The 12,101-nt window shown below is 46.1% G+C and carries 13 protein-coding genes; 12 read left to right on the top strand and 1 reads right to left on the bottom strand.

Features of this window, described 5'->3' with window-relative positions:
- Positions 1-21 precede the first annotated feature (21 nt).
- The 11 genes from DWX43_RS23020 (at position 22) to DWX43_RS23070 (ending at position 10,905) form a co-directional block, all read left to right on the top strand.
- Positions 22-897 carry a permease gene (locus DWX43_RS23020; protein ID WP_118622076.1) on the top strand — a complete coding sequence of 292 codons (876 nt, stop codon included), beginning with the start codon at positions 22-24 and terminating at the stop codon, positions 895-897.
- Between the two features lie 102 nt (positions 898-999).
- Positions 1,000-2,544 (top strand): ABC transporter substrate-binding protein, encoded by a 1,545-nt coding sequence (locus DWX43_RS23025; RefSeq protein WP_118622078.1) that lies wholly within the window; start codon positions 1,000-1,002, stop codon positions 2,542-2,544.
- 87 nt (positions 2,545-2,631) lie between these two features.
- Positions 2,632-3,570: an ABC transporter permease gene (locus DWX43_RS23030; protein ID WP_109730873.1), complete on the top strand. Its 939-nt coding sequence runs from the start codon at positions 2,632-2,634 to the stop codon at positions 3,568-3,570.
- Between the two features lie 10 nt (positions 3,571-3,580).
- Entirely contained in the window at positions 3,581-4,486 is a 906-nt protein-coding gene (locus DWX43_RS23035) for an ABC transporter permease (RefSeq protein WP_330582313.1), read from the top strand.
- A complete protein-coding gene (locus DWX43_RS23040; RefSeq protein ID WP_118622080.1) occupies positions 4,486-5,355 on the top strand; it encodes an ABC transporter ATP-binding protein in 870 nt (289 codons plus the stop codon). The genes DWX43_RS23035 and DWX43_RS23040 overlap by 1 nt, the downstream gene beginning before the upstream one ends.
- A complete protein-coding gene (locus DWX43_RS23045; protein ID WP_118622082.1) occupies positions 5,348-6,004 on the top strand; it encodes a dipeptide/oligopeptide/nickel ABC transporter ATP-binding protein in 657 nt (218 codons plus the stop codon). Before DWX43_RS23040 ends, DWX43_RS23045 begins: the two co-directional genes overlap by 8 nt.
- A complete protein-coding gene (gene truA, locus DWX43_RS23050; protein WP_118622084.1) occupies positions 5,991-6,728 on the top strand; it encodes a tRNA pseudouridine(38-40) synthase TruA in 738 nt (245 codons plus the stop codon). The genes DWX43_RS23045 and truA overlap by 14 nt, the downstream gene beginning before the upstream one ends.
- 128 nt (positions 6,729-6,856) lie before the next feature.
- Positions 6,857-7,609, top strand: coding sequence for an exodeoxyribonuclease III (locus tag DWX43_RS23055; protein WP_109730877.1), 753 nt, complete (start codon positions 6,857-6,859; stop codon positions 7,607-7,609).
- 33 nt (positions 7,610-7,642) lie between these two features.
- Entirely contained in the window at positions 7,643-8,818 is a 1,176-nt protein-coding gene (locus DWX43_RS23060) for a CobW family GTP-binding protein (RefSeq protein ID WP_118622086.1), read from the top strand.
- A gap of 66 nt (positions 8,819-8,884) precedes the next feature.
- Positions 8,885-9,832 carry a GTP-binding protein gene (locus DWX43_RS23065; protein WP_118622088.1) on the top strand — a complete coding sequence of 316 codons (948 nt, stop codon included), beginning with the start codon at positions 8,885-8,887 and terminating at the stop codon, positions 9,830-9,832.
- A gap of 107 nt (positions 9,833-9,939) precedes the next feature.
- Positions 9,940-10,905 (top strand): carbohydrate kinase, encoded by a 966-nt coding sequence (locus DWX43_RS23070; RefSeq protein WP_118622090.1) that lies wholly within the window; start codon positions 9,940-9,942, stop codon positions 10,903-10,905.
- 197 nt (positions 10,906-11,102) lie between these two features.
- On the opposite strand, the gene DWX43_RS23075 is transcribed toward DWX43_RS23070, so the two are convergent.
- A complete protein-coding gene (locus tag DWX43_RS23075) occupies positions 11,103-11,420 on the bottom strand; it encodes a helix-turn-helix transcriptional regulator (RefSeq protein ID WP_109730882.1) in 318 nt (105 codons plus the stop codon).
- A 127-nt stretch (positions 11,421-11,547) separates the two neighbouring features.
- Here DWX43_RS23075 and DWX43_RS23080 point away from each other — a divergent pair, with 127 nt between their 5' ends.
- Complete coding sequence (locus DWX43_RS23080) at positions 11,548-12,099, top strand: hypothetical protein (protein WP_118622092.1); 552 nt, start codon at positions 11,548-11,550, stop codon at positions 12,097-12,099.
- Positions 12,100-12,101: the final 2 nt, after the last annotated feature.

Below are 12,101 nucleotides of genomic sequence, written 5' to 3' on the forward strand. Positions count from 1 at the left end.
GATAAGAAAGGAGAAAACAAATTGAATATTGTAACGTTAGGACTGCGCGTGGCTATCATAGGATATGCCCTCATATTTGCGGTAGTATTTATCAGAGACTGTCTGAACCATAAGGAGGATTTTAAGGGGCGGAGACATGTTACCCTGTTTATCATCGGGGCGGTTACCAATTTTTTCGATACACTGGGAATCGGAAGCTTTGCGACAACACAGGCGGTCTTTAAACTGACAAAATCAAGTTCGGATAAGATTATGCCGGGAACTCTGAACGTTGGGGACTGTATTCCGGTCATGACGGAGTTTCTTCTGTTTCTCGGACTGGTAGAGGTGGCTCCACTGACACTGATCTCTATGATTGTGGGGGCGATTATAGGTTCACTTATTGGGGCAAATGTTGTATCCAAATGGTCCGTTAAGGTCGTAAGATATGCTTTGGGAGGTGCACTGGTATTTCTGGCAGTCATGATGGGCTGCAGGCTGATGGAGATCGGCCCGTTCGGTACAGCCGGGATGGCAACAGGACTTGCAGGGTGGAAACTTGCCGTGGCTGTCGGTGTAAATTTTTTGCTGGGTGCGCTAATGACTATAGGTGTCGGGCTGTACACCCCATGCATCGCTCTTTGCAGCGCACTGGGACTGAATGTAAAGATCGCCTTTCCGGTTATGTTCGGTTCTTGTGCCTTCCTGATGCCTTCCTGCGGATTTGCATTTATTAAAAAAGGAACTTATGACAGGGCTGCGGCTGCATGGCTGACAATCGGCGGGGCGGTAGGGATTTTTATTGCATTTTGCATCGTACGATCGCTTCCGCTGGAAATACTGACATGGATTATTATAGTAGTAATGCTGTATACTGCTGTCATGTTTTTTAAAGATGCAAGGAAAAATGCCGAGTAGGAATGGGATTCATTTTTGATAAATACTTGCCAAACGGTGCCAAATCCTATACAATGAAGTCGACAATTTAATAATGAAGGTTATTTGAAGAAGGAGACAGACATGAAAAGAAGAACAATGAGTATTCTTGTAATGCTTACGATGGCTGTAACTATTGCACTGAGCGGATGTTCAGGTGATAAGGGAGAGCAGAAGTCAACGACGGAGAATAAACTTTCAGGAAACCCAGTCGAGGGCGGAAGTATCAAGGTAGGTATTTCCCAGGATTTGGACAGTCTTGACCCACACAAAGCAGTTGCGGCAGGAACAAAAGAGGTTTTATTTAACATTTATGAAGGCCTAGTAAAGCCGGATAAAGATGGTAATTTAGTCGAAGCCGTAGCCAGCAGCTATTCAGTTTCTGATGATGCAAAGGTATATACATTTACCTTGCGTGATGGGGTGAAGTTCCATAACGGGAATGCTGTGACGGCAGAAGATGTGAAATATTCAATAGACAGATGCGCTGATACTTCTAATGGGGAACCATTGGTATCAGCGTATTCTATTATTGAGAGTGTGAATATTCTGGATGAGAAGACGGTTGAAATCCGCCTCACGGAATCCAATACCGAGTTCCTTGCCTATATGACGACTGCGATTATCCCGAAAGATTATGACAAGCTGGACACAGAACCAGTCGGGACAGGTCCGTTTAAGTATGTATCACGCAGCCCGCAGGAAAATGTTATTCTGGAGAAGAATGAAGACTACTGGGGAGAAAAAGCACATCTTGATAAGGTGGAATTCAAAATTGTAGCAGACGCGGATATGCTGGTCACGAATTTGAAAGGAGGTTCCATCGACATGGCGATGCGACTTACTTCAAGTCAGGCCGCGGAGCTGACAGACGGCTTCCATATAGAAGAAGGAACCATGAATCTTGTACAGGCATTATACCTGAACAATGATGTGGAGCCACTGAACAACGAAAAGGTCAGACAGGCACTCTGCTACGCAGTCAATCCAGATGAAATCATGGATATGATGGCAGACGGCAAGGGCGTCCGCATCGGGACAAGTATGTATCCGGGATTAAAGAAGTACTACGATGAAGAATACGCGGATTATTACGCACAAGATTTTGAAAAAGCAAAAGAACTGCTCAAAGAAGCCGGATATCCGGATGGATTTGACCTGGAGATAACCGTAAGCTCCGCAGACCAGCCACACGTAGACACTGCACAGGTGATTGCAGAAGAACTCAAAAACATCGGCGTCAATGTCACAATCAAACCGATCGAATGGGAAGCATGGCTGGAAGATGTCTACGCAAAACGCGACTACCAGTCAACCGTAGTTGGTGTAGACGCATCCAACCTGTCAGCACGCGCAATGCTGGAACGCTTCACATCCGACGCATCCGGAAACTTTATCAACTTCAAAGACGACGAGTACGATAAAGTCTTCAAAGAAGCAATCGCAGCAACAGACGAAACAGAACAGATCAAACTATACAAACAGGCAGAAGGAATATTAGCAGAAAAAGCCGCAAACGTCTACATTCAGGATCTGGCAAATCTGGTAGCAGTCAGCAATAAATACGACGGATATACATTCTACCCGTTGTATGTACAGGATATGTCAACAATATATATGGTTGAATAAACCAAAAAACCTTCAAAAAGGTACACCACTAAACGCAGTTTGGGACGTAGTAAAGTTGAAAAAGATTACGTCCCCAAGGAGGCAGGTATGAAGTTTGTTTTTAGGAAATTATCAGGTCTTATAATCGCATTATTAATTGTCAGTATGCTTGCCTTCCTTGCGTTTGAGGTGATTCCCGGGGACCCGGCGAGGTCAATTCTCGGCACGGAGGCGACTGAGGCGAAGGTCCAGGCTCTGCGGGAGGAGATGGGATTGAACCGTCCCCTGCCGCAGCGGTATGGACTGTGGCTGAAGGATTTTGCGGCAGGGGATATGGGGATGTCTTATTCTTATCAGGTCCCGGTCAGGGAGATGATCGGGGATAAGATTCCTATTACGATTACGCTGACTCTGATGGGTTTTTTCTTTATTTTGTTGTTTTCTATACCGGTGAGTCTTTTGAGTGTGAGGTATGAGAATCGGTTTGTGGATCAGTTCTTTTTGATTCTGAATCAGGTTACGATGTCTGTTCCGCCGTTTTTTGTCGGGATTATTTTCACGGTGTTATTCGGATTGGTATTTAAGTTGTTCACGCCGGGGGGATATGTTTCTTATACGGAGAGTCTTACCGGATTTCTGGGATATCTGATTCTTCCGTCGATCGCCATCGCGCTGCCAAAGGCGGCTATGACTACGAAGCTGTTCCGCAGTTCGCTGATTACGGAGATGAGGCAGGATTATGTGCGTACGGCGATGAGCAGGGGGAACGCCCCGTGGAGAGTGCTTGTGCATCATGCGCTGAAGAATGGGATTCTTCCGGTGATTACTTTTCTCGGAATGGCGATTGCGGATATGATTGCAAATAGTATTGTGATCGAGCAGGTGTTCGGAATCCCGGGACTCGGGAGGACGCTGATCTCGTCGATATCCAAACGGGATTATCCCGTGGTGGAGGCTGTGATTGTTCTGATTGCAGTGGTGATTCTGGTGATTAATGTAATTGTGGATTTACTGTATCGGAAACTGGACAAACGGATTGAGATATAGAGGTACTGATTTGAGCAGATTAAGTATAAATGGGATGAAAAAGGGAAAAACTTCCAATAACCTATTTTCCGGCAGGCCCCAAAAGCTGTCCGGGCAGAAGGCGGCCGGGGGCGGGCTGAGAAGTTATAATTTCACATTTGGGGCGGTACTTACGGTGGTTATGCTGGGACTGATCGTGCTGGGATTTTTCTGGGTGCCGTATGATACGGAAGCGATGCAGGGGTCGGTAAAATTAAATGCCCCGTCTCTTGCCCATATTTTTGGGACAGACCAGTTCGGCAGGGATGTGTTCAGCCGGGTTCTTTCCGGCGCAGGCAGCACGCTGGCGATTGCCGGGGGGACGATTCTGATCGGGGGCGGTATCGGCATTCTGATCGGGGCCGTGACCGGGTATTTCGGGGGCTGGCTGGATGAAGGGCTGATGCGGATCAACGATGTGCTGGCAGCATTTCCCAGTGTACTTCTGGCACTGGTGATTATCAGCATATGGGGAAGCGGGAAATATAAGGTCATGCTGGCTCTCGGAATCGCTTTTATCCCGAGTTTTGCAAGGATTGTGCGCGGTGAATTTATGCGCTGCCGGGAAGAAGATTACGTCACAAGTGCCAGACTGATCGGGGTATCCACGCCACGGATTTTGTTTGTCCATATACTGCCGAATATCCTTCCGGCACTCTTATCTTCCCTGACGATCGGGTTCAATAATGCCGTCATTCAAGAGGCTGGCATGAGCTATCTAGGGATCGGTGTGCAGCCGCCGGACGCCAGCCTTGGCCGGATGCTTTCTGAATCCCAGACATATCTGGCAAGCGGACCGTGGTGTGCAGTCTTTCCCGGACTCTTTCTGGTCCTGCTGATTCTGGGAGTCGGAATGCTGGGTGAAGGGATTCTGGACAGATTCGGAGGTGGAAGATAATGCTGAAAGTGGAAAATCTGTCGATTCACTTCGAAGAGCGCGGAGCCAGCCAGGAAGTCGTGCGGGACGTATCCTTCGAAATTCAGGACGGAGAAATCTTAGGAATCGTGGGTGAATCAGGCTCGGGGAAAACAATGACGGCTCTGACGATCGCAGGGCTTTTGAAAAACAATGCCATATTGGATAGCGGAAGTATCCGGCTGGACGGCGTAAACCTGCTTTCCCTGTCGGAAAAGGAAATGCGCTCAATTCAGGGAAAAGATATCAGTATGATTTTTCAGGAACCGATGACCGCACTCAATCCGACGATGAGGATTGGAAAACAAGTAGAGGAGGCACTAATCCTGCACACAGGTCTTTCAAAGGAAGAACGCAGGAAAAAGGTCATCAAAGCTCTGGAAGATGTGGAATTGACTCAGCCTGAAAAGCTGTGCCGCAAATACCCTTATGAATTATCCGGAGGAATGCGACAGCGCGTCATGATCGCCGCGGCAATCGTATGCCGGCCCAAACTTCTAATCGCTGACGAGCCGACAACTGCGCTGGATGTGGGGACGCAGGAGAGTATTCTGAAATTATTAAAGAAATTGAATAAAAAATACAATATGGGAATCCTCTTTATATCCCATAACCTGAGAGTGGTAAATGAACTCTGCAGCAGGGTCCTCGTCATGAAAGACGGCCGGGCGCTGGAGGAAGGACAGGCAGTGCAGATTTTTGAGCATCCGCAGACAGAGTATACAAAGGAACTAATCGCCGCGATCCCGACCCGGACAAAAGGAAGCAGATTCTATGAACTCCTGAAAGCAAGAGCCAGTGAGGAAGGATTTGCAGATTCGGATGTAAAGGCAGGTGAAGAAAATGCCTGAGAAAGTACTAGAGTTAAAGGGAGTAAACGCATATTATAAGGAAGGAAAACAGAAGAAACAAGTTCTCGAAGACGTTTCGTTTACCTTGTATGAGGGCGAAATCACGGGGCTGGTTGGAGCCAGCGGAAGCGGCAAGTCTACATTGTGCAAATGCGTGCTCGGCCTCCTGAAAGAATATGATGGAGAGATCATTCATTATACAAAATCCCCCCAGATGATCTTTCAGGACCCGTTCCGCTCCCTGAACCCAAAGAAATCGATCGGCTGGATTCTCGAGGAACCATTAAAAGTACAGGGCGGGTGCACGAAAGAGCAGCGCCGGGAAAAGGCGGAAGAGATGTTAAAACGCGTACATCTTCCGGTGGAACTATATGGTCGTTATCCGAGAGAACTAAGCGGCGGACAGAGGCAGAGGGTGAGCATCGCCCTGACTTTAATTACAGGCACAAAATTTATTCTGGCAGATGAACCTCTGTCCGCACTGGACGTGACGGTTCAGGCCCAGATCATCGCTCTTTTAAAGGAGCTGCAGGAAAGTGAAAAAATCTGTTACCTGTTCGTATCCCATGATCTGGATGTGGTCAGTATGCTATGCAGCCGGGTTCTCTTTTTAAAAGACAGGAAAGTGATGGAATATGCGGACTTATAAAATGACAATTATATACGATGGAACGAGGTACCAGGGCTGGCAGAGGCAGAAAAATACGGATCAGACAATTCAGGGTATCCTGGAGGCGTCCATCGGGAAAATAGCCGGTTATCCGGTGGAAGTAAATGGTTCCGGCAGGACAGACGGCGGTGTGCATGCAAAAGGACAGACTGCAAGCATAACCCTGTCCGGCAGAGTGGATGAAACAACATTCCGTGAAGAACTGAACAAAGTACTCCCCGAAGACATCCGGGTAAAGGAAATGCTCCTTGTGAAAAACGGTTTTCACGCCCGGCAGAATGCAAAAGGGAAGCGGTACGAATATTTCATAGATACCCGGGAAAAGCCGGATGTATTTGCAAGAAAATATTGCTGTCACTATCCTTATGGACTGAACATTGCGGCGATGGAAGAGGCGGCCGGTTATCTGATCGGGAAACATGATTTTTCAGGATTTACAGATAAAAAAGACGAAAAGTCCACAATTCGGACAATTTATGATATAATCATTGAGAAACAGGACAGCAAGATACGGATCGAATATTATGGGACGGGCTTTCTGTACCATATGGTCCGTATTCTGACAGGAACTCTTCTGGAGGTAGGCACAGGAGAGAAAAAGCCGGATGAGGCCATCTCCATTCTGGAGGCGGGAAAGCGTGAATATGCAGGCTTTCTGGCACCTGCCAGAGGATTGTTTTTAAAAGAAGTCTACTATACTTAAGAGGATGCAGGGGAGCCGGAATGCGGGGAAGAAAAGGATGTAGAGCAGATTCTGCTCATATTCATGCGATTCCCGGCAGCCGGCTCCTGATTTACTTTAGAATCAGATGAAAAGATAAGGAGGCCTAAATGAAATTTATATCATGGAATGTGAACGGCATACGCGCATGTGTGCAGAAAGGATTCGTGGAATTTTTCCGCGGGGCGGACGCAGATATTTTCTGCATTCAGGAAACAAAAATGCAGGAGGGACAGTTGGAACTGGATCTGGAGGGATATCACCAGTACTGGAACTATGCGGTAAAAAAAGGATACTCCGGGACAGCAGTATTTACAAAAAAAGAGCCCCTGTCCGTGGCTTATGGGATTGGTATCGAAGAACACGATCAGGAAGGGCGTGTCATCACGCTGGAATTTGAAGACTTTTACTTTGTAACTGTCTACACACCAAATTCCCAGAATGAACTCGCCAGACTGGATTACCGGATGAAGTGGGAAGATGATTTCCGGGCATATCTGAAGAAACTGGATGAGAACAAGCCAGTTGTTGTGACAGGCGACATGAACGTGGCACATCAGGAAATCGACCTGAAAAATCCAAAAACAAACCGCAGGAATGCAGGTTTTACGGATGAAGAACGCCAGAAATTTACGGATCTTCTGGATGCAGGATTCATCGATACATTCCGTTATTTTTATCCGGATCAGGAAGGCATCTATTCCTGGTGGTCTTACCGTTTCCGGGCCCGCGAAAAGAATGCAGGGTGGCGTATCGACTATTTCTGCGTATCAGAGTCGTTAAAAGACAGACTCAAAGGGGCAGGCATCCTGACGGAGGTGCTCGGTTCAGACCATTGTCCCGTCGTACTCGAGATGGAGTAAATAATTTAAATATAGAAACAGGAGGCAGTCAGCATGACAAAGATTGATATCATTTCCGGTTTTCTCGGAGCCGGAAAAACAACATTTATCAAAAAAATGCTTCAGGAGGCATTTCAGGGAGAACAGGTGGTTCTGATTGAAAATGAATTTGGCGAGATTGGGATTGACGGAGGATTTTTGAAAGATTCCGGGATCGAAATCCGCGAGATGAATTCAGGATGCATCTGCTGTTCTTTAGTCGGGGATTTCGGAAAGTCACTGAAAGAAGTAGTGGATAAGTACCACCCGGACCGGATCCTGATCGAACCTTCTGGAGTCGGGAAACTCTCCGATGTCATCAAAGCAGTGCAGGATGTCCAGGGAGAGATTGATGCGGTACTGAACAGTTTTACCACTGTGGTAGATGCAATGAAGTGTCGTCTGTACAGAAAGAATTTTGGTGAATTCTTCAGCAATCAGGTCGAGTATGCGGGGGCAATCATATTAAGCCGTACAGACAAAGCAAAACCGGAAAAGGTGGAAGAAAGCTATCAGCTTCTGCGCGAACTGAATGAGAAAGCACCGATCATTACAACTCCGATCGCGGAGCTTTCCGGTGAAAAACTGCTGGAAACAATGGAACACAGCAAGTCTCTGGAAGAAGAACTGCTGGCAGAGATTACCTGCCCTGAATGCGGCGGGCATCATGAGCACGGGGAAACATGCGGCTGCGGCCATGACCATGCGGACCACGGGCACCACCATGAAGAACATGACCATGCTGGACATCATCACGAAGACAACGACCATGCTGGACATCATCACGAAAACCACGGCCATGAAGGGCACAGCCATGATCACGCCGGACACCCGCATGACCATGAAAGCCACGATCACGATGACCACTGTGGCTGCGGCCACGACCATCACCACGATCACGGCCACCACCATGCCGATGAAGTATTTACGAGCTGGGGATGTGAGACCATCAAAACCTATACGAAAGCGGAGATCAGCAGTATTCTTGAAACACTGGAGTCCGACGACACACTTGGTACAATCCTGCGTGCGAAAGGGATGGTTGCCGGGGAGGGAGAATGGATTTATTTCGATATGGTTCCCCAGGAACATGACGTGCGCAGCGGTTCAGCTGAATATACTGGCAGAATCTGTGTGATTGGTTCTGAACTCAAGGAAGACAGACTTGCAGAATTATTTGGTATAAAATAGATGTAACTGTTTAAAACATACGAACAGCTGCATGCAGATATAAAAGCATGATTGGAGAGATTTAAAATGGCAGAACCAGATGTAATGGTTTATCTGATGACCGGATTTCTGGACAGCGGAAAGACACAGTTTCTGAAGTTCACGCTGGAGCAGGAATATTTCCAGATAGAGGGGACAACTCTGCTCATCCTTTGTGAAGAGGGGGAAGAGGAGTATGATCCGCAGGAAATGAAAAAATATAATGTGGTCATTGAGCATGTGGAAGATCAGGAAGAACTGACGGCACAATGGCTGGAGGAAATGAATGAGAAATATAGTCCCGAGCGTGTTGTAGTCGAGTATAACGGAATGTGGAAGGTCAGCGACTTTGAAGCGCTGGAACTTCCAAAGGGCTGGGGGATTGAGCAGAAGCTTACAACAGTGGATGCCAGTACTTTTCAGATGTATCTGACTAATCTGAAGCCTTTGTTTGTAGAAATGGTCAGAAATTCAGAAATGGTATTATTTAACCGCTGCACAGATAAAAAACCGCTGGCAGGATACCGCCGGAGTGTAAAGGTTGTAAGCCCTCAGGCGGAAGTGATTTTTGAGGATGAGCAGGGGGAAGTGGAAAATATTTTTGAGGACGATGTCCCGTATGACCTGAATGCCCCTGTTATCGAAGTGCGCCGGGAGGACTATGGAATCTGGTATGTAGATGTGATGGACAACCCGGACAGATATAAAGGGAAAACGGTAGAGTTTACGGCCAGAGTTCTGAAGCCGAAAGGATTTCCTTCCAAAGTATTCCTGCCGGGACGTATGGCCATGACCTGCTGTGCGGATGATACGACGTTTCTGGGATATATATGCAAGAGTTCCTATGCACCGAAATTAAAACCGGGGCAGTGGGTGACTGTGCGTGCAAAGATCAGCTTCGGACGCGTGTCTGTTTACCGCGGTGTCGGCCCGGTTCTGGAGGCAGAGCATATTGAATCTGCGGAACCGATAGAGGAACTGGTATATTTTAACTAAAAGTAATATTTAAATATAATATTTGGACTGTATTTTTAAGGATTGCATAAAGATACAAAGTGCGTTAAAATTATATCAAATAGAGTGAAATAAGAAGGAGAGAGTCTATGGAAAAGCAATTTGACGTAATCGCAATGGGGGAACTCTTAATTGATTTTACAATGAACGGACAGAGTGAACAGGGAAACGGCCTGTTTGAGGCATGCCCGGGCGGCGCTCCGTGCAATGTGCTTGCAATGCTGAACAAGCTGGGCAAGAAGACAGCATTTCTTGGGAAAGTGGGAAAAGACCAGTTCGGAGTTCTGCTTAAAAATACACTGGATCAAACAGGAATTGACACCTCTAATTTAAAAATGGATGCCGATGTGAACACAACATTGGCCTTCGTACATACATTCCCCGATGGGGACCGCGAATTCTCATTCTACCGTAATCCCGGAGCTGACATGATGCTGACAGAGGACGATGTAGATCCGGAATTCCTGAACAAGGCAAGATTATTCCACTTCGGTACGCTGTCGATGACACATGAGGGTGTCCGTAAGGCAACAGAAAAGGCTCTGGATACGGCAAAAGAGAATGGCCTTCTTATTTCCTTCGATCCGAACCTGCGCCCGCCGCTCTGGAGTTCACTCGAGCTGGCAAAAGAGCAGATGGAATATGGTTTCCAGTTCTGCGATATCCTGAAGATATCAGATAACGAGATCCAGTTTGTATCCGGGAAAGAGGACTATGACGAGGGAATCCAGTACCTTCAGGAGAAATACCACATCCCGCTGATCCTGCTGACCCTTGGAAAAGACGGAAGCCGTGCATACTATAAAGGCATGCGTGTCGAGAGAAGCGGATTTACCATGAACACAATCGAGACAACCGGTGCAGGAGATACCTTCTGCGGAAGCTCTCTGAATTATATACTGGAGCACGGTATCGATAATCTGACAGAAGAAGAACTTGGCGAGATGCTCACATTTGCCAATGCAGCAGCCGCCGTTATCACAACCCGCAAGGGGGCTATACGTGCGATGCCTGAGAAGGAAGAGGTAATGAGTGTCATTGGAGAGCAGGCGTAAGAGATATCATAGTGGGAAACAGTGCGTTTAGAGGAAAACAAGTGTTGATCGGACAGAGAGACTGCCCGGAATAGGAGAATACCCGGCTGAGATGTGAGTCAACACATTAACAGCCGGGTATTTTTATACCATTCAGGGACAGAAACACTACCATTCAGGGTCAAAGTATATGAAATGACAATAATTCTGCTATAATCTTAAATAAGACGTGGCAGCAAAAATTCCAGCGTTTCTAAAACTAACTGCTGCTTTTCAGCGGGAAGCTGTTCTACGATATTTTTAATTCTCTCGGAAACAGATGTATCATCGGGATACACGAAGATATCACAAAGGAGTTCCTGGGGAGATGAATGTAAAGCATCTGCAATCGCGCAGACAGTATCAATAGAAGGCATAGAAGACCCACTTTCTATACGGTTCATGAAACTTGGAGATATGTGTATAGAATCAGCAAGAGCGCTCTGTGTTATATTTTTTGAGTTACGTACATACCGGATTCGTTCTCCTATTGTCATAAGTGCCTCCTAATAATCTTTCTTTTATTTTAGCAAGACTGATGAAGAAAGAGAATTTACTCATATGCAATATATTTACAAATAGTAAATAATGACGTACTATATAAAAAAAGGAGGATATAGTACAATGTTCTACGATGGTGTTGAAGTTGCAGGCATAAAAATGTCTGTGGCCGGTATTGAAAGTCTGGGCATATCGAGTAAACAGGTCTTATTAAAGAGTATAAAGTATCTAAGCAGTGATTTCGAAAAATTCCAAGAAGCAGGTTATCTAAAAAAAGCAATGTGGCATATTTATGCCTATATGGAACTGGGACATCCTTTTTGCGATGTAGAAGAAGAATTCCATATAATATTAGATTATCTGCATTTAAATAAAAAAGATGTATTTCCGGATGAAAAATGGCTGTATAAAGCTATGCCATTAAATAAATCTGTTATAAGGAATATATTAGGAAAATGGAGCCCCAACCTGCACTCCATGAAAATTGCAGATGCAGTTCAGGATATTATGAAAAATATTACTGAAAAGAGGGAAGGGGTCTATACATATTATTCAGGGAAAGTTCTGGCTCAGGATGGGGACAAGACCTTGTGGGATAAAACATTTAAACTGTATATACAATCAGATGAGGCAATACTTTATGACGTGAATAGTAAGAAGTATTATACATTTTGAGG

Source organism: Clostridium sp. AF19-22AC, from assembly GCF_003479085.1.
GTDB classification, from domain to species: Bacteria; Bacillota; Clostridia; order Lachnospirales; family Lachnospiraceae; genus Faecalicatena_A; species Faecalicatena_A orotica.